Annotated in this window: 17 protein-coding genes and 1 riboswitch; of the genes, 13 read left to right on the top strand and 4 right to left on the bottom strand. The window is 42.9% G+C overall.

Going from position 1 to position 18,691, the window contains the following annotated elements:
* Window position 1: 1 nt before the first annotated feature.
* From E0H82_RS08320 to recJ, 8 genes are all read left to right on the top strand, one after another.
* A complete protein-coding gene (locus E0H82_RS08320) occupies window positions 2-1,972 on the top strand; it encodes a 2-oxo acid dehydrogenase subunit E2 (protein WP_131264202.1) in 1,971 nt (656 codons plus the stop codon).
* Between the two features lie 159 nt (window positions 1,973-2,131).
* Complete coding sequence (locus E0H82_RS08315; RefSeq protein ID WP_131264324.1) at window positions 2,132-2,425, top strand: hypothetical protein; 294 nt, start codon at window positions 2,132-2,134, stop codon at window positions 2,423-2,425.
* A gap of 77 nt (window positions 2,426-2,502) precedes the next feature.
* Window positions 2,503-2,644, top strand: a riboswitch (yybP-ykoY riboswitch).
* Between the two features lie 85 nt (window positions 2,645-2,729).
* Window positions 2,730-3,305 carry a TMEM165/GDT1 family protein gene (locus E0H82_RS08310; RefSeq protein ID WP_131264201.1) on the top strand — a complete coding sequence of 192 codons (576 nt, stop codon included), beginning with the start codon at window positions 2,730-2,732 and terminating at the stop codon, window positions 3,303-3,305.
* Between the two features lie 181 nt (window positions 3,306-3,486).
* Window positions 3,487-4,284, top strand: a complete 798-nt coding sequence (locus tag E0H82_RS08305) for an MBL fold metallo-hydrolase (protein WP_131264200.1) — start codon at window positions 3,487-3,489, stop codon at window positions 4,282-4,284.
* A gap of 182 nt (window positions 4,285-4,466) precedes the next feature.
* Entirely contained in the window at window positions 4,467-5,933 is a 1,467-nt protein-coding gene (gene guaB / locus E0H82_RS08300; RefSeq protein ID WP_116759123.1) for an IMP dehydrogenase, read from the top strand.
* Between the two features lie 123 nt (window positions 5,934-6,056).
* Complete coding sequence (gene glmM / locus E0H82_RS08295; protein WP_131264199.1) at window positions 6,057-7,388, top strand: phosphoglucosamine mutase; 1,332 nt, start codon at window positions 6,057-6,059, stop codon at window positions 7,386-7,388.
* Between the two features lie 11 nt (window positions 7,389-7,399).
* Complete coding sequence (gene pdxH / locus E0H82_RS08290) at window positions 7,400-8,056, top strand: pyridoxamine 5'-phosphate oxidase (protein ID WP_131264198.1); 657 nt, start codon at window positions 7,400-7,402, stop codon at window positions 8,054-8,056.
* The gene (gene recJ, locus E0H82_RS08285; protein ID WP_131264197.1) at window positions 8,057-9,757 is read left to right on the top strand and encodes a single-stranded-DNA-specific exonuclease RecJ; all 1,701 of its coding nucleotides are present in this window, start codon (window positions 8,057-8,059) and stop codon (window positions 9,755-9,757) included.
* 65 nt (window positions 9,758-9,822) lie between these two features.
* Here recJ and E0H82_RS08280 read toward each other — a convergent pair whose 3' ends face one another.
* Window positions 9,823-10,605: a putative porin gene (locus tag E0H82_RS08280; protein WP_131264196.1), complete on the bottom strand. Its 783-nt coding sequence runs from the start codon at window positions 10,603-10,605 to the stop codon at window positions 9,823-9,825.
* A 309-nt stretch (window positions 10,606-10,914) separates the two neighbouring features.
* Entirely contained in the window at window positions 10,915-11,754 is an 840-nt protein-coding gene (locus E0H82_RS08275) for a putative porin (protein WP_131264195.1), read from the bottom strand.
* A gap of 182 nt (window positions 11,755-11,936) precedes the next feature.
* Here E0H82_RS08275 and prfB point away from each other — a divergent pair.
* From prfB to E0H82_RS08250, 5 genes are all read left to right on the top strand, one after another.
* Window positions 11,937-13,032, top strand: a protein-coding gene (gene prfB, locus E0H82_RS08270) for a peptide chain release factor 2 (RefSeq protein ID WP_131264194.1) whose coding sequence is annotated in 2 segments (ribosomal slippage) — window positions 11,937-12,008 and window positions 12,010-13,032 — 1,095 coding nt in all. Because the reading frame shifts where the segments join, the coding sequence is not laid out codon by codon here.
* Between the two features lie 141 nt (window positions 13,033-13,173).
* Window positions 13,174-13,473 carry an ArsR/SmtB family transcription factor gene (locus tag E0H82_RS08265; RefSeq protein WP_016168823.1) on the top strand — a complete coding sequence of 100 codons (300 nt, stop codon included), beginning with the start codon at window positions 13,174-13,176 and terminating at the stop codon, window positions 13,471-13,473.
* A gap of 26 nt (window positions 13,474-13,499) precedes the next feature.
* Window positions 13,500-14,579, top strand: a complete 1,080-nt coding sequence (locus E0H82_RS08260) for an alkene reductase (protein ID WP_131264193.1) — start codon at window positions 13,500-13,502, stop codon at window positions 14,577-14,579.
* A 98-nt stretch (window positions 14,580-14,677) separates the two neighbouring features.
* Window positions 14,678-15,958: a 3-deoxy-D-manno-octulosonic acid transferase gene (locus E0H82_RS08255; protein WP_131264192.1), complete on the top strand. Its 1,281-nt coding sequence runs from the start codon at window positions 14,678-14,680 to the stop codon at window positions 15,956-15,958.
* Window positions 15,959-16,179: 221 nt separating this feature from the next.
* The gene (locus tag E0H82_RS08250; RefSeq protein WP_131264191.1) at window positions 16,180-16,887 is read left to right on the top strand and encodes a 16S rRNA (uracil(1498)-N(3))-methyltransferase; all 708 of its coding nucleotides are present in this window, start codon (window positions 16,180-16,182) and stop codon (window positions 16,885-16,887) included.
* Here E0H82_RS08250 and E0H82_RS08245 read toward each other — a convergent pair.
* Both E0H82_RS08245 and E0H82_RS08240 read right to left on the bottom strand, forming a co-directional pair.
* The gene (locus E0H82_RS08245) at window positions 16,867-17,802 is read right to left on the bottom strand and encodes a mechanosensitive ion channel family protein (RefSeq protein ID WP_416224495.1); all 936 of its coding nucleotides are present in this window, start codon (window positions 17,800-17,802) and stop codon (window positions 16,867-16,869) included. The two genes, E0H82_RS08250 and E0H82_RS08245, sit on opposite strands and share 21 nt — an antisense overlap.
* 156 nt (window positions 17,803-17,958) lie before the next feature.
* The gene (locus E0H82_RS08240) at window positions 17,959-18,540 is read right to left on the bottom strand and encodes a DUF805 domain-containing protein (RefSeq protein ID WP_131264189.1); all 582 of its coding nucleotides are present in this window, start codon (window positions 18,538-18,540) and stop codon (window positions 17,959-17,961) included.
* Window positions 18,541-18,691 lie beyond the last annotated feature (151 nt).

Raw genomic sequence — 18,691 nt, 5'->3', positions numbered from 1 at the left:
CATGCAAATCACAACACCTGATATTGGCGTAGATAAAGCCACGGTTGCAGAAATTTTAGTAAAAGTCGGCGACCAGATTGCTGTCGATGACAGTTTGGTCTTACTTGAGTCCGACAAAGCCTCTGTTGAAGTGCCTAGCACTTCAGCAGGTGTGGTCAAAAGCATCAGCGTTACAGTCGGCGATGAAGTCTCTGAAGGCGCTGTGCTGATTGAGCTTGAATCAGATGTTGCTGCAACTCCTGTCGCAGCAAAAGCAGAAGAAAAAGTGGCTGAACCTGCTCCAGTGGTTGCCACGCCAGAAGTAGCAACTCCTGTTGCAGCGACTCAATCAGCGACAAGTGCTGTAGTTGATGTACAAGTTCCAGACATTGGTGTTGAAAAAGCAGTTGTCGGTGAAATCCTGGTCAAAGCTGGCGATACACTTGAAGTTGATCAAAGTATCGTGGTAGTTGAATCAGACAAAGCGACAGTTGAAGTACCGAGTACGGTTGCGGGCACAGTTGAAAGTGTTGAAATTCAAGCTGGCGACACCGTGAAAGAAGGTGTAGTGCTGTTAAAAGTGAAAGTGGCAGCTGCGGCTGCGCCAACTGCTGTAGCGACAAACGCACCTGCGTCAGCTCCTGTAGCAGCTGCTGAACCTGTGCAGGCAGTTGTTGCTACGGCAGCTCCAGTTGCAACAGGTGCGGTAGAAATTACAGTACCCGACTTAGGTGTCGACAAAGCCACTGTCGCTGAGATTTTGGTGAGCGTGGGCGATCGTGTCGAGAACGATCAAAGCATTATTGTGGTGGAGTCAGATAAAGCGACGGTAGAAGTACCAAGTACGACTGCGGGTGTGATTAAAGCCATTCATGTTTCTGCTGGACAAAGTGTCGCGCAAGGTATGCCTTTGGTGACAATTGAAGGCGAATCGGCAGCGCCAGCTGTACAAGCTCCTGTTGCAGCACCAAAAGCTCAGCCACAAGTGTCTACGACTCCTGTTGTGTCTTCTGCCAAAGTTGAAGCTGCGCCAGTGCAAACAACTGGGGTAGATAAGCTGACCAAAGAACAAAGTGCAGAAAATGCAAAAGTATATGCAGGCCCTGCGGTACGTAAATTGGCGCGTGAATTAGGTGTTGTACTTGCACAAGTACAAAACTCAGGGCCACATGGTCGCTTAATGAAAGAAGATGTGTTTGCTTATGTGAAAGCACGTTTGACAGCACCGCAAGCGGCACCAGTCGCTGCGGCAGCACCTGCTGTTTCAGGTTTGCCAAAGCTTCCTGACTTCACTGCTTTTGGTGGCGTGGAAGAAAAAGTGCTGACGCGTTTGCAGCAAGTATCCATTCCGCAATTGTCATTGAACAACTTTATTCCTCAAGTTACGCAGTTTGATTTGGCTGATATTACTGAACTTGAAGCTTGGCGTAATGATCTTAAAGGTAACTTTAAGAAAGATGGCATTAGCCTGACCATTATGGCATTCATTATCAAAGCTGTGGCGCACTTACTCAAAGAAGAGCGTGATTTTGCGGGTCATTTGGCTGATGATGGTAAGTCTGTATTATTGCGTAATGAAATCCATATGGGTATTGCTGTAGCGACCCCAGATGGCTTAACCGTTCCAGTGTTACGTAATCCAGACCAAAAAACCATTAAGCAAATTGCGGTTGAATTAGGCGTATTGGGTCAAAAAGCACGTGATAAGAAACTTTCACCGAAAGACTTACAAGGTGCGAATTTCACCATTTCAAGCCTTGGGGCGATTGGTGGTACAGCATTTACACCATTGGTGAACTGGCCACAAGTGGCGATTCTCGGTATTTCGCCAGCGACCATGCAGCCAGTATGGAACGGGCAAGGTTTTGATCCGAAACTTATGCTTCCACTGTCATTGTCTTACGATCACCGTGTGATTAATGGGGCAGATGCAGCACGTTTCACCAATAAGTTAACTAAGTTGTTGGCAGATATCCGTAGTTTACTGATCTAGTCAGTGTTTCAATTAGTGTTTCAAACCTCGCCTCGGCGGGGTTTTTTATTGTGATGGAATTGGAAAAATCGTAAAAATCTGTTGTGAAGTTTAGAGAACTGGATTGATTTGGTTAAAATGAGAGGAAAAGTAGAAGTGAATGCAGGGAGTCGCATGCAAATGTTTGCATTTTTCAAGTTTATGCTGCCGCTGTTGTTGCTGGTCTTGGTGTTAATGGGACTTTGGCTGAGTGTGTTGCATTTTCCATGGCAATGGATTACCTATTTGGTCATGGGGGTGGAGATTTTTACCGCAACTATCGTGTTCTCGATGGAATATCAAGCGCAGCATATCGGCGGTGCTAGTGGTTGGGGAAGTTTTGGTTGGCTTGGTTTTAATGTCGGCTTGGCTATGCTGTTGGGGTTGTGTCGAATCGCCATTTGGTTATACCAACGCTTAGAATTCCAGTTTTAACCCCAAAGAGAACAAATCTGCCTGATGATAAAAACAAAATGAAAGATTGGAAAAATTGAGTAAATTTTATATAATGAACTCGATTCATTGGGGAGTAGCCGCTTTTTACGTTATGTAAAAAGGTGATGATCAACATAATTGTTCCACAGAACATGGTCATCATAGCAAAGAACCAAATAAGCTCATTAAGCAGCTTTTTTTGTTGGCAAGACCTTTGATTTACCACTCTGCATCAATCAATTTGATTTTGGCTAGCAGGAGGGGTAAGTCATAGGCAAATTTTGCTAGCCAGAGAAAAGATGTTATGCATGAGTTCCTAATTTCGACAGCAATTGTCGCACTCGCCGAAATGGGTGATAAAACCCAACTTCTTGCCTTATTATTGGCTGCACGTTTCCGTAAACCTGTCCCTATTCTGATTGCAATTTTAGCTGCAACGCTGATTAACCATGGCTTATCTGCGGTATTGGGTCAATGGATCACCACTGTTTTAAGTCCTGAAGTATTGATCTGGGTGTTGTCACTTGGCTTTATTGGTATGGCGGCTTGGATGCTTATTCCAGATGAGTTGGACGATGAAACTGATAGCATCAATAAGTGGCAGAGATTTGGTGTGTTCGGCGCAACTTTTGTCTTATTCTTTTTGGCAGAAATTGGTGATAAAACCCAAATTGCAACTGTGGCCTTGGCTGCGCGTTATGACAGTATCTTTTGGGTGATGGCTGGAACCACAGTGGGTATGATGTTGGCAAACGCACCTGCAGTATTTGTCGGGAATAAATTGGCAGACAAGTTACCAATTTCATTAATTCATAAAATTGGCGCAGTTATCTTCTTAATTATTGGTGTCTCTACCTTAGTGCAGCATTATTTCTGGTAAGCAAGCATTTTTTCAGAAAACCCAGCAAAACAGTTGGGTTTTTTATTAGATAAATCAGACAAATAAGTGCCAAAAAGTGAAAACTAGCTCTGTATATTTATTGTAAGTTCAACTATTTCCATTTATGTTATAGGGAATTAAAAATTGTACTTATATAGAATAGAATTATTGGGGTTTTGCTATGGCTTTTGATCGCACCACATCACAAGTGTTATTTGATAATGGCACACATAAGTGCATCAGTTTTACCAGTTTGGTTAAAGGTGAAGGCGTACAGGCAAACCAGTTTCTGATTTTAGATCATGAGCGTGCTGCGGTATTAGATCCGGGGGGTGATTTGACTTATGTCCCCTTAACGATGGAGCTGAATAAATACACCCGTTTAACTAATCTGGATTATGTGATGGCTTCACACCAAGATCCTGACATTATTACCTCAATGCCACGCTGGTTAGTGTATAGCGATGCCAAAGTGGTTGCTTCAAAACTTTGGGCACGCTTTTTACCCCATTTAAACTCTGCCTTTATGAGTGACCGCATGAAAGGTGGGTGGTTGGAACGCTTGATCGAATTGCCAGACCACGGTGGAATCATTCCTTTGGGTGAATCAAGTATTGTAGTTGTTCCTGCCCATTTTCTGCATTCAGTTGGGAATTTTCAATTTTACGATCCAATTGCAAAAATTTTATTTTCAGGTGATATGGGCGCTTCGATGGTGGATGATGCCAATAAACCCTTGGAAAGTTTTTCTTCCCATATTCCGAAAATGAAAGGGTTTCATCAACGCTATATGTGTTCCAATAAAGTCATTCGCCTATGGGTGAAGATGGTGCGTAGCATGGATATTGAAATGATTGTGCCACAACATGGTACGCCATTTATTGGCAAAGAGATGATCAACCAGTTCTTGGATTGGATTGAAACCTTGGAATGCGGCATTGACTTAATGGATGAAAGTGTTTTTACCTGCCCAACGTAATTTCTTACTCAATTGAAAATGAGATTGGCTTATAAATTAAAGTCAGTCTCTAACGTTGAAATTGGGGCTGAACATGCTTTTCCGTGTGCCTATATTTTTTAAATGATATTTTTTTAATAAAAAATGAAATTTAAAGCTAAATTTGTTTATAATAGCGCACGGAAATTACCAGTGAGACTGTTATGTTGACCATCGTTCAAGAAGCGTTAACCTTCGATGATGTCTTATTACTCCCTGCCTATTCTACTGTCCTCCCAAAAGATGTCTCTCTAAAGACACGCCTGACTCGTGGCATTAACTTAAATATCCCTCTCGTTTCAGCAGCAATGGATACCGTGACTGAATCACGTATGGCAATTGCGATGTCACAAAACGGTGGTATTGGTATTTTGCATAAAAACATGGATATTGCTGCCCAAGCGGCAGAAGTACGCCGTGTGAAAAAATTTGAAGCAGGTATGGTCAAAGACCCAATTACAGTAACACCAGAAACTACGGTGCGTGAGTTGATTGCGATTACGCAAGCCAACAACATCAGTGGTGTGCCTGTAGTGAAAGATGGGAAAGTGGTTGGCATAGTGACAGGACGTGATACACGTTTTGAAACCAATCTTGAGCAACCTGTAAGCAGCATTATGACGGGGCAAGACCGTTTAGTGACTGTACGCGAAGGTGAATCTAAAGAACAGATTCAAGCGCTATTACAGAGACACCGTATTGAAAAAGTATTGGTGGTTGGCGAGAACAACGAATTAAAAGGTCTCATTACGGTCACTGATTTCCGTAAAGCAGAACTTTATCCAAACAGCTGTAAAGATGACTTAGGTCGTTTACGCGTAGGTGCTGCAGTTGGTACAGGCGTAGAAACACCAAGCCGTGTAGAAGCATTGGTTGATGCAGGTGTAGACGTGATTGTGGTAGATACCGCACACGGTCACTCTGCGGGTGTAATCGAACGTGTACGTTGGGTTAAACAAAACTACCCACAAGTCCAAGTGATTGGCGGCAACATTGCAACAGGTGATGCTGCATTAGCACTCCTTGATGCTGGTGCAGATGCGGTAAAAGTTGGTATCGGTCCTGGTTCAATTTGTACCACACGTATTGTTGCGGGTATTGGTATGCCACAAATCTCTGCAATTGATAGCGTTGCCAATGCATTAAAAGACCAAATTCCTTTAATTGCTGACGGTGGTATTCGTTTCTCTGGCGATATGGCGAAAGCGATTGGTGCTGGTGCAAGTACGATTATGGTGGGTTCACTGCTTGCAGGTACTGAAGAAGCACCGGGTGAAGTAGAATTCTTCCAAGGTCGTTACTATAAAGCATACCGTGGTATGGGTTCATTGGGTGCAATGGCGGGTGCGACAGGTTCGGCTGACCGTTATTTCCAAGATTCTAAAGCGGGCGCTGAAAAGTTGGTTCCAGAAGGAATTGAAGGTCGTGTACCGTACAAAGGACCAATGGGCAATATCGTACATCAAATGATGGGCGGCTTACGTTCTTCAATGGGCTATACGGGTTCTTCAACCATTGAAGATCTACGTCAAAATGCAAAATTTGTGAAGATTACGGCCGCTGGTATGTCGGAATCTCACGTACATGATGTCACCATTACCAAAGAAGCACCTAACTATCGTGTTGGTTGATTTTTAGTAATTTAGACCCAAAGAGACCGTCAACACTATGACGGTCTTTTTTGTTTTGGTGTAAAGTATTTCACTATGACAAAAGGTGGATAACAGCACCTAGCTATAAGAAGTGAGTAAAACATGAGTTATTTTGGCACAGATGGTATTCGTGGAAAATTTGGAGAATTACCAATTACGCCTGAATTTGCACTAAAACTAGGATTTGCAGCTGGAAAAGTTTTAAAAAAAATTTCGCAGAAAGACAAACCAATTGTTGTGTTAGGTAAAGATACGCGATTATCAGGTTATATTTTAGAAGCAGCTTTACAGGCAGGATTGAATGCTGCGGGTGTCTATGTGCATTTATTGGGCCCACTGCCTACACCTGCAATTGCCCATTTAACACGTGCCCTACATGCCAGTTTGGGTATTGTGATTTCTGCATCACATAACCCTTATTTTGATAACGGTATTAAATTCTTTTCTGGTGAAGGTAAAAAACTACCGGATGCCTTACAAGAAGCGATTAACCAAGAATTAGAAAATGATTTGTTGATTGAAGACACGGCCAACTTAGGTAAAAGTGTCCGTGTAAAAGATGCCAATGGCCGTTATATCGAATTTTGTAAATCAACGTTCCCGTATCATTATGATTTATCGAGTTTAAAAATAGTAGTGGACTGTGCCAATGGTGCGGCTTATAACGTGGGACCTGCCGTATTTAAAGAGCTCGGTGCCAAAGTAATTGCACTCTATAATGAACCCGATGGTCTCAATATTAATAAAGATTGTGGCTCAACCCATCCTGAAAACTTACAAAAAGCAGTTGTTGAACACAAAGCTGATGTAGGGATCGCTTTCGATGGCGATGCGGATCGCGTGATTATGGTCGACCGTAATGGTGAACAAATTACAGGCGACCATATTCTGTATATTTTGGCGACACAAGCCAGCAAAAAACCAGCAGGTATTGCTGGTACAGTCATGAGTAACATGGCGTTAGAATTGGCATTAGATCAAGCTCAAGTGCCATTTGTACGCGCTAAAGTGGGCGACCGTTATGTGTTGCAAGCTCTTGAAGAAAATCAGTGGGTAATAGGTGGTGAACCATCAGGCCATATCTTAACGCTAGATAAGAGCACGACAGGGGATGCAATTATTGCGGCATTACAAGTACTGACAGTAATGGTTGAACAGAATAAGCCATTGCATGAACTGGTTGCAGACTTCAAGCTGTTCCCGCAAGTGTTGGTCAATGTGCGTTTAGAGCACATGATAGACCCATATGCAAACCCAGCAATGGTGGCTGAATTTGAAAAAGCTGAGACACAGCTCGCGGGTCGTGGCCGTCTATTGATTCGTAAATCAGGTACAGAACCTGTGATTCGGGTCATGGTAGAAGGTGATCAACTGGAAGAAGTCACTGCTTTGGCAAATCATCTTGCTGATGTGGTTCGTACCCAAGCCGCTTAAGGAATAATGTAATGAGCGATTTAATTAAAGATTTAAGTGAATTGCGGTTGAGTTATCAAAAAGGGGAATTGCTTGAGTCGGAGGTTGAACAGCATCCGCATGAGCAATTTCTCAATTGGTTTAATATTGCCCTAGAGGCGCGTTTACACGAACCTTATGCGATGTATTTGGCGACAGCAAATCGCCAAGGACGTCCACATGTGCGGACTGTGTTATTACGCGGTGCAACGGAAGCAGGTTATGACTTTTATACCAACTATGACAGCCAAAAAGGCTTAGATTTGGTTGAGAATCCTTATGCTGAGCTGTTGTTTTACTGGCCAGAATTGGAGCGCCAAATTCGTGTCAGTGGTCGAGTCGAAAAAATTACCGAAGATGAAGCAACCGCATATTATCGTAAGCGCCCACGTGATAGCCAGATTGCTGCACATATCAGTACCCCGCAAAGTGGTGTGATTGCCAGTCGGGATGAGCTTCAGCAACGTTTCCAGAATTTGCAGGATCAGGTGGTAGATCAGTCTGAATTGGATAAGCCTACTTTTTGGGGCGGCTATCGTTTGCAGCCAGATTATTATGAGTTTTGGCAAGGACGACCAAATCGTTTACATGACCGTCTGAGTTATGAAAGAATCGATGGTATATGGAAATTACAACGACTGATGCCTTAAATGACACAGATACAAATTAAGCAACGACCTTATTTAACACGCCCTGAAAATATTCAGGGCGTGTCGCCTTTTATTGCACAAATTTTGGCGCGCCGTGGGGTGCAATCGCAACAAGAACTTGAATTAAAGTTAAAGCATCTCTTAGCCCCGAGTTTAAAAGGGTTGCCTCAGGCAATTGAACTGCTCGATCAAGCGATTGATCAGCACCAGAAAATAGTTATTGTGGGCGATTATGATGCAGATGGTGCCACCAGTACGGCATTAATGGTTTTGGCATTGCGAGAAATGGGCGCACAAGTGAATTATCTGGTGCCCGACCGTTTTAAATATGGTTATGGCTTAACTCCTGCGATTGCAGATTTGGCTTTTGCCAAGTTTCAGCCTGATGTTCTGGTCACGGTGGACAATGGGATTTCTAGCCATGCGGGTGTCGCTCAGGCACAAGCACACGGCATGCAGGTGGTGATTACCGATCATCATCTCACCACCAAAGAGATTCCTGCTGCTGAGGCCGTAGTGAATCCAAATCAATTGGATTGTGAATTTCCAAGCAAAGCCTTGGCAGGAGTCGGGGTTGCATTCTATCTGTTGGCAAATTTAAGTAGTAGTCGTGCTCAGCAAGGTAAATCCAGTGCCAAGATTGCACAATATCTGGATTTGGTGGCTTTGGGGACTTATGCGGATGTTGCTGCATTAGACTATAACAACCGTATTTTAGTAGATGCAGGTATTAAACGGATTCAGCAACAACATTGTCGCATTGGGATTTCGGTTTTATTGGAACTTGCGGGGCGCGATGTTGCACAACTCAAAGCACAGGATCTAGGCTTTGTCTTGGGGCCACGGATTAATGCTGCGGGACGCATGGAAACCATGGACATTGGCATTGAATGTTTGTTGGCAGAGGATTACAGCACCGCATATCCTTTGGCTCAGCAACTGAATCAACTGAATGTGGAACGACGTCAGGTCGAAACCCAAATGAAGCAGGATGCTTTAACTGCTTTGGCACAATTCAAACTTGAGCTGAGCGAAACGCCTGCCGCGTTGATTCTGTTCGAACCGCATTGGCATCAAGGGGTGATTGGGATTGTGGCGGGGCGCTTAAAAGAACAGTTCCACCGCCCCGCGATTGTGTTTGCTGCCGATGAAGATGGTGAGCATATTAAAGGTTCCGCCCGCTCAATTGAAGGTATTCATATCCGTGATGCGATAGAAACTGTGGCAGAGCAGTTTCCATATTTGGTCAGCCATTTTGGTGGGCATGCTGCAGCCGCAGGATTAACCATCAAGAAACAGCATTTCGATGAATTTAAACAGCATTTTGTTCAACTCATCCAAACTATGGATGAGGCACTTTTTCAAGCCACTTTATGGACGGATGGTGTATTACCGACCGAGGCATTGAATTTAGAGACGGTTCATCTGCTGCAACATTTGACCCCTTGGGGACAAAAATTTCCGGCCCCCATCTTTGAAGGGCAGTTTCAGGTGTTGGATTATCGTTGGTTAAAGGAAATTCACCTGAAATTACGTTTGGCTTTGGATAATGGGCAAGTGGTGGATGCAATTGCGTTTAATGCGGCAGATAAGTTTAGCTTTGATCCAATGCAATCTTCGGTGCATTTGGTGTATGAGTTAGAACAGAATAGTTTTAATGGGCAAGTCAGTTTGCAATTGCGAGTTTTGCATTTGCAATAATAAAAAAACCGCTGAATTCAGCGGTTTTTTTTGATGCTCATCTAAAACGATGATGACTTTGGCAATTAGAAGCGGTATTTCGCTGCTACACCAAATTTGTTGTAGTCATTGTTGCCGACTTCACCAAAACCTACACGACCTTCAAGGCTCACTTGTGGCGTAAAGAATTTACGTGCATTGATACCAAATTCGTTAGTATCAGCATAATCACGGTCTTTACTGTAGTAATCTACGCCAAGGCTTAAGGTTTTATCGATGAAATAGTCTGCAGCTAGGTTGTATTCATCTAGATCACCAAAACCTGCGCCTGCTTCTAAGTTAATGTCTTTGCCATTGCTTAGTGAGGTGACATATTTAGCGCGAAGAGTAGGATCTACGCCGTCGTCATAATCGTTGTCATAGCCTTTTAGACCCGCAGCAATTAATAAACCTGGTGCTGGTAAATAACCGACTTCAGCGCCATAAACGGTCTCATCAAAATCGCCACCACGGTCAAATTTCATATCGTCGCGACCTACATTACCACTCACGTAGAAATCTGAGTTAGGAACGTAAACTTCAGCACCTACTCCATAACGATGACGTTCATCATTACCAACTTCGTCATATTGATATTTTGCGCTAACGTTACTTGCGCGGTCTAGGAATGCAGCTTCGGCTAAAGGTGCATTACGAGTTTGAACTGGATTGAAGTAATACGTGCCATCTACACCAAAAGAACCGCTTGAGCTGCCGTTATCAGGATCGATTAGTCCAGCAGAAGCACCGACTTCGGCTTGGTATGCATGAGCTGTCCCAGTCATGGCAATGACAGAGAACAGCGCTGAGGCAATTGCTAATTTTTTCATGGAAAGGACCCCTCTGAAATTTGGTTAAAAATGAATTAATTTTTTGTTACACTTTTAGTCTAGGGCAAAACTGAATTGCGTCAACAGCACGAAGGTTACGGAATTGTTTCGAGCGTAATATTATGTAATTACTTTTTTTTAAATGTTTGATATATATTAAATTTAATAATTGTAGTGATTTATTAAAATTGTGGATTTTCTATGAATAGCACACAAAGCGGTGAAATAAGCGACGAAATTGTAAGCGGAAAATACTAAAAAACACGCCATTCGGCGTGTTTTTTTGAGAACTTAAAACGAGAGAAAATCTTAAAAACGTAGTGTGGCATTTACATTAAAGCCTTGTACATCATCACCAAAACCCACTGCACCACCGACAGCAAAGTTTGGATTGAGGAAATACTTAGAGCGCACCGAGAAGAAGTCGGTATTGTCATCACCATCATCTTCAATGTGATAAGCCAGTCCAAAGCTAAAAGCAGGATCAAAGTAATAATCGGCCGCTAAGTTGATATTGTCGATATCTCCCCAAGCAGCATCGGCTTCAAGATTTATAAACTGCCCTTGGCCCACAGGCGCAACATATTTGGCTGCTAATGCAAAACGGTTATCGTCATTGTCTTCATCTCCTTGATAGCCATCAATCCCTGTAGCAAGGAGTAAGTTGGAGATTGGCATATAACCGACTAGGGCGCGGTAGGTCGTAGCATCATAATCGTCTTTATATTTAGCGCTACCAAGCACCGATTGAATGTTAGTTTCATCTTTTGCTTGCCCAAAACCCACTTGACCATTCAAATAAAATTGCTCGACAAAATATTCTATGCCAGCACCAATATGATGGGCTTTACTTTCTAGAGAAACATTGTTCCCTAAACCATCGGATAGCGTTTTACTGTCCCAGTAATTATAAGTATAGCTTAAAGAGGCATTGCTATTGTGGCCCAAGAATGCAGCTTCGTTGAGCGGTGCATTTTTTGCCATAACAGGGTTAAAGTAGACGGTTCCTGTAAGGTCAAATTGCCCCTCGGCATCAGTGATATCATCATCGCGGTCAAAATAGCTAAAGCCTGTATCAATTTGAGCATCATAGGCAAAACTTGAGGATGCCATGAGTGCCAAAGCTAAGCTGGCAAGAACTTGTTTCATTCAATAAACCCCTAAAGTGGTTGTCGTTATAAAAGTGTTATGTTTTTTTAAAGTGGGGCTATTGTTGATAAATCCATCAGTGCCGTCAATTCCTAATTGCAAGGAGTGGCTAAAAATCTCTAAATGCTCTGTGCTATAATTGAGGGCTATTTAAGCTAATTATTGATTTGAGAGTAGCTCCCGTGGAAATTAATCCGTATTTAAACCAATTAAAAGATTTAAACGACCGTGGTCAAACATTACGGGGGTATCTTTGACTACGATCTAAAGAAAGAGCGTTTAGAAGAAGTTCTGCGTGAATTAGAAGATCCTACAATTTGGAATGACCAAAGCCGTGCACAGGCGATGGCCAAAGAAAAAGGCGAACTTGAAAACGTTTTAAATGTGTTGGATGGTTTGACTACACAACTTGAAGATGCACAAGCCATGCTGGATTTGGCGGTAGAGGCCGATGATGAAAGTTTGTTGGCAGATGTACAAGCTGAATTATCTTCTGCTGAAGAAGAACTGGCAAAACTTGAATTCCGTCGTATGTTCAGTAACCCAATGGACCCGAATCCATGCTATGTGGAAATTCAGGCAGGTTCAGGCGGTACAGAGGCACAAGATTGGGCTTCAATGCTATTGCGTATGTATATGCGCTGGATTGAACGTCATGGTTTCAAAGCTGAATTGATGGAAGAGTCAGGCGGTGATGTGGCTGGGATTAAGTCAGCAACGATTCGTGTCGAAGGTGAGTATGCTTATGGTTGGTTACGTACCGAATCGGGTGTGCATCGCTTAGTGCGTAAATCGCCATTTGACTCAGGTAACCGCCGTCATACCTCGTTCTCAGCGGTGTTTGTCTCGCCAGAAGTGGATGACAATATTGAAATTGACATCAATCCTGCTGATGTACGTACTGATACCTACCGTGCTTCGGGTGCGGGTGGTCAGCACATTAACAAAACTGACTCTGCGGTACGTTTAACCCACGCGCCAACAGGCATTGTGGTGGCGTGTCAGAACCAGCGTTCACAACATGCCAACCGTGACCATGCATGGAAACAGTTACGTGCCAAGTTGTATGAGTTGGAAATGAGCAAACGTAACGAAGCAGCGCAAGCATTGGAAGACTCGAAGTCGGATATTGGTTGGGGCAGTCAGATTCGTTCATACGTTTTGGATGATTCACGCATTAAAGATTTACGTACCGGTGTTGAAAACTCGAATACGGGTGCAGTATTGGATGGTGACTTAGATAAATTTATCGAAGCAAGCTTAAAACAAGGCTTATAAGTCAAGTATCATCAATAACTTAGACAAGTTTGATGCAGTTTTTTACAATATATCTAAAATATTCGATATAAAAATCGAAAAAATACGATATATTAAAGAAAAGCTGAATCAAGCTTGCACATGATTGAACCTGTCTGAACTATGGATATTGATTTAATTTTTAAAGCATTGGCGAATCCGACCCGCCGACAAATTTTGGAATGGTTAAAACATCCTGAACAGTTTTTGTCGAGTGACGAATGTGGTGACTTTAGACGAGGCGTATGTGCGGGGCACATTGAACGTTTAGGTAAAGTCTCGCAATCGACCATGTCCAATCACCTATCGGTGCTCCAGCAAGCAGGTTTAATTCAAGTCGAAAAATACGGGCAATGGTCTTATTTTTCCCGTAACGAAGCCTTGATTCAGCAATATATCGAACATTTGCAACGTTCACTTTAATTGAAAAAGTGGCGATCGAGGCGACTATGGCTGAACTGAATACTCCTTTAACTTTGGGTGATCTACACTTAAAAAACCGCGTGATTATGGCACCGTTAACCCGTAGTCGTGCTACAGCAGACCGCGTACCAACTGCCATGATGGCGGAATATTATGCACAGCGTGCGAGTGCAGGTTTGATTATTTCTGAAGCGACGGTCATTTCTGAAGAAGCCAATGGTTATTTGAATACGCCGGGGCTGTTTAATGAAGCGCAAGTTGAAGGCTGGAAACAGGTCACTCAGGCGGTACATGCCAAAGATGGCTTAATTGTGGCGCAGTTGTGGCATGTCGGTCGTGTATCGCATCCTGATTTGTTGAATGGTGAAACGCCTGTTTCGGCAAGTAACGTACAACAAAAAGGTTATGTCAGTTTATTGCGTCCAAAACGTGAATATGTGGTGCCACGTGCTTTAGAAATTGCGGAAATTCAGAGCATTGTTGAACAATACAAACAAGCAGCAGTTTATGCCAAAGCGGCAGGTTTTGATGGTGTGGAACTGCATGCTGCCAATGGTTATTTGATTGACCAGTTCTTGCAAAGTTCAACCAATTTACGTGAAGACCAATATGGTGGCAGCGTAGAAAACCGCGCACGTTTGTTGCTTGAAGTGGTCGATGTAATGATTGAAGTCTGGGGTGCAGGTCGTGTTGGAGTTCATTTAGCTCCGCGTTGCGATGAGCATGACATGGGCGATAATGATCCACGTGAAACCTTTGGTTATGCGCTAGAGCAACTGGGTCAGCGTCAGATTGCATTCTTCTTCACGCGTGAATATTTGGCAGATGACAGTATTAGCACGTACTTGAAACAACGTTCAGGTGGTGTACCATTGATTGCCAATATGCGTTTAAGCCGTGAAGATGCGATTGATCTGTTAGCAACAGGGCAGGCTGATGCAGTGTCTTGGGGTAAAGATTATATTGCCAATCCAGACTTGTATGAGCGTTTGGTTGCTGATGCACCGTTGAATGAACTCAAATTGGAAAACATGATTGGGACGGATGTGGCAACAGGATATATTGATTATCCAACTTTAGCTGAAACGGAAACTGCGGCGGTTTAATTGCTTTTCGGCTAAATTCACGACAAGATAACAGCGCAATTTATTCTATGTGATAAATTGCGCTGTTTTATTTGCAATCGTTTTTTTGGAGCACATATTTGGCTACTCCTTTTTGGTATAACGCAGCACTCGCAATGATTAAACCGCTATATCAATGGCGAATCAAAAAACGGGCGCAAGATCAAGGCGCTTACCATCAGGAATGTGTCGAACGGTTTGGTCCATTTCAAACCCCTAAAAACCTCAAGGCAATTTGGTTTCATGCGGTTTCTGTGGGTGAAACTAATGCGGCACAGCCTTTAATTGAACATTATTTAAAACAAGGTCATTCCGTCTTGGTGACCAATACCACCAAAACGGGTCAGGCACGCGCCAAGTCGCTATTTAATAAAGCACCCTATGATGCTTTGTTTCAAGCGGTGTATTTACCTGCCGATCAAAAGGGTTTGGTACAGGCTTTTTTTCAAAAATATCAACCGAAGATTTTAATTCTAGTTGAAACTGAATTATGGCCAAACTTATTGGATCAGGCACAGATCTTTAAGGTTCCTTCGATTCTGGTCAATGCACGTCTCTCGGAAAAATCAGCACAAGGCTATGCCAAAGTGTCGGGTTTAACTCGCGCGATGTTACACGGGCTAGATCAGCTCTTGGCACAAGACAGAGCAACGGCGGAGCGCTTTATCCAGTTAGGTGCAGCTCAGTCGGTAACACAGGTGGTGGGCAGTATTAAGTTTGATATTCATGCACCTGAATCGTTTGTCAAACGGGCGGCTCAGTTGAAACAAGAATGGTCACTTGCTGGGCGTAAGATTGTGGTCCTTGCCAGTACCCATGCACCTGAAGAACAAAAATTGTTAAGTGCTTTAAAGCCATATTTAGATGCACAGCCTGAATTGTTGTGCATTGTGGTACCACGGCACCCTGAACGCTTCGATGAGGTTTTTGCAGTTGCACAAAGTTTAAATTTAAACACCACGCGTCGAAGTTTAGGGCAAGAAATAGCGGCGGATAGCCAAGTCTACTTAGCTGACTCAATGGGTGAACTGTGGTTGTGGTATGCCTTATCGGATGCATGTTTTGTTGGTGGTTCGTTGAATGAACCGGGTGGTGGGCATAATATTTTAGAGCCGATTGCCTTAGATATCCCGACCGTATTGGGGAAAAACTATTTTAATTTCCAAACCATTGTGGATGAATTTTTACATGCCGATGCAGTGAAAGTGGTTGAAACTGCGGAGCAAGCCGCTGTTGTACTGATGCAGTTATTAGCAGATGCTGAACAAGCCCAACAGTTGAATCGAGCTGCACAACAGATTATGCAGTTGAATAAAGGCTCTTTGCACAAGCATATTCAAGCAATTGATGGCTATTTATAAGCTCTCGTAATTTGAAAAGTGGAGGTGGCATGGATGCCACCGTTAGGCTGTGGTATAGGGACATACCATTAGCCTAACAGAGAGTTTTGCCTACTTTTGCTCTTTCAAAAGTAGGGTAATGCCTACACAATGGCTCTAAATTTATAGAGTGATTTTTGCGGCTATGAATGAAGTTTTTGAATATTACGAGTTATTTCAATTTAAATTAGCTGTATCATCTTATGAATATCGTTCTGTTAGACCCACGCCAAACCGAATCTGAAGTCTGGTCTATTACGTCCACTCGCCAGTTAGAGCACTTACGTACCCATTTGAATGTACAGGTGGGCGATCGTTTAAAAGTTGGGATACGTGAAGGTCAACGTTATTTAACCGAAGTTCTGATGATCAGTGATGGGGTCATTCAAGTGAAACCCATTCAGACAGAACCTGTACCTGCTAAATTGCCTGTCACTTTAATTGTGGCGATGCCACGTCCGAAAGTATTGCGACGTTTAATCATGGATAGCGTAACGATAGGGGTAGAAAAAATAGTATTGCTACATAGTTATCGGGTGGATAAAAGCTATTGGCAAACGCCATTTTTACAGCAGATTGATCAATACGTGACTTTGGGATTAGAGCAAGCGGGCGATACTGTTGCACCAAAAATTGAAATTTATAAGCGTTTTAAACCTTTTGTGGAAGATGTATTACCCACATGGATTACGCCTGAAAAACCTGCTTATGTGGCGCACCCATATGCGGGCATGACTATGCCAAATGCGATTACACATGCGTGTACTTTGTTGATTGGTCCAGAAGGCGGCTTTATTCCTTATGAGATTGAGTTGCTCGAAAAAAACGGCTGCCAAGCGGTGAGCTTAGGCAACCGTATTTTAAGAACGGAAACCGCAATTTCCTATATTTTAGGTCGTTTGTTTGCCTGAAGTTTCGGACTTTATGTAAGGCAGGTTCTGGTCACGGTGGACTTTCACCTCCTGTACAGGGTAAGGAATATTAATGTCGTGTTCATTAAAGGCACGTTTGACTTCAGCCTGAATTTCACTGATTGATGCTGCAATATTGGTTTCTGTGGTATCAATCCACCAACGTACGGTCAGATTCACCGAAAAATCAGCCAATGCAGTGACATTCACGGTAAATCCAGGCTGACTGAGGACATTACGATTTTTATCTAAAATGGCAGTAATAATGTTTTTGGCTTTTTGTTCATCATCTTCATAACCAATACCCACCATAAACTCGCAACGACGACGTTGGTAGGCGGTATTCACCGTAACAGGACTGGTATAGACGGTTGCATTTGGAATCACAATACGGCGTCCATCATTTGAGCGTAAGAAGGTCGCGCGAATCTGAATATCTTCGACTGTACCTTCCATATTATTGACAATAATATCATCGCCTATACGGAACGGTTCACCGAGTAAAATCAGAATACCTGATAGCATATTTTGAAAAATATCTTTGAAAGCAAAACCGATCGCTACCGAACCAATTCCCAAGGCACTCATGAGTTGTCCCGGTGTAAAGCCCGGAATAGCAATGACCATGGCAATCAGGAAACCAAAGAAAATAATGATACTGGTTCCGACGCGATTCAATACCAGCACCAGATTTTGACGTGTGTACGAGCGGTTTTCTAAAGTTTTACGGACAAAGAACTTAAAGACTTTAGAGAGCAACCAGAAAATAATTACAACAACCAGTGCGATACAAAAATAAGGTACGCGTTCCCAAAAACTGGCCATGATTTTATCAATGGTGGTATAGGCATCATTATATTTTGCAGTATGTGCAATCACGGTTTCAGCCGTTTTTGCACCTGCTTCTTGTATCATTTGAGAGGTTCCCTGAGCAACGTCGCTCAGGTTGTGTTGTTGTTCTGCCACAGGAGATCCGAAACAATTTAAATTTGTCGCTATTTTGCCTGAAAAGTGCCAGAAAGATAACTGAATGCAACTGAAGTTATACAGCTTTAGCGAGTTGGGCAGCCGTTAAAAATATTCAGTGCCTTTTTGAATCACTTCTTGCGGGGTTTCCAGTTCACCTGCCCCCATCATATAAGAAATAAAACTTCCAGAAGCCATAAAACTGAGCATAAATAAAATGATCATCAGCCACGCTAGAATTTTTTCCCAAACAGGTGTCGTGCGCGGGGCGCCGTATTGATTTAAACCTGCTGTACCCGAAGCCAATAACACATAAAGTGCCATAAAAAAATTAATGAGCGGAATGAAGAACAACAACAGCATCCAGCCTGATTTGTTTAGATCGTGTAGACGACGGATCATAATCACCAAACTGAAATAAAAATACAGGATGAAAATGACCCAAAAACCGAGCCCAGCCACACTTAAAAAGGTTTGTAACAGATTGCTTTCTAAAGAATAGGTGCTGAAGTTAAAAATTCCGAGGAACAGGCTTAATGCCAGTGTGGCAAAAAAAGTGATCAGATTGAGAAAACCGCTCCATGCAATCAGGCTTAGCCGACCAAAGCGCCCTTGCGTAGATAAGGGATTTTCATTTTGAGGTGTGACATTGCGTGAGAAAAAAGGGGATGTTTGCGGAGTGCTCATAGGCTTTCCCAGTGTAGATTCGGTAATGAAATGTTGCGTTTTGCAAAAGCAGATACGTGGCATTTCAGGAAAATTATAAGATGATTTTAAGCGCCAGACACTGATTCATCGAAAGTTTTTCTAGAGATCGGATTTCATATTGTGAATTTAA

The sequence above is a fragment of the Acinetobacter sp. ANC 4910 genome, from assembly GCF_004331035.1.
Lineage (GTDB): Bacteria > Pseudomonadota > Gammaproteobacteria > Pseudomonadales > Moraxellaceae > Acinetobacter.
This window is presented reverse-complemented; position numbering and strand designations above follow the sequence as displayed.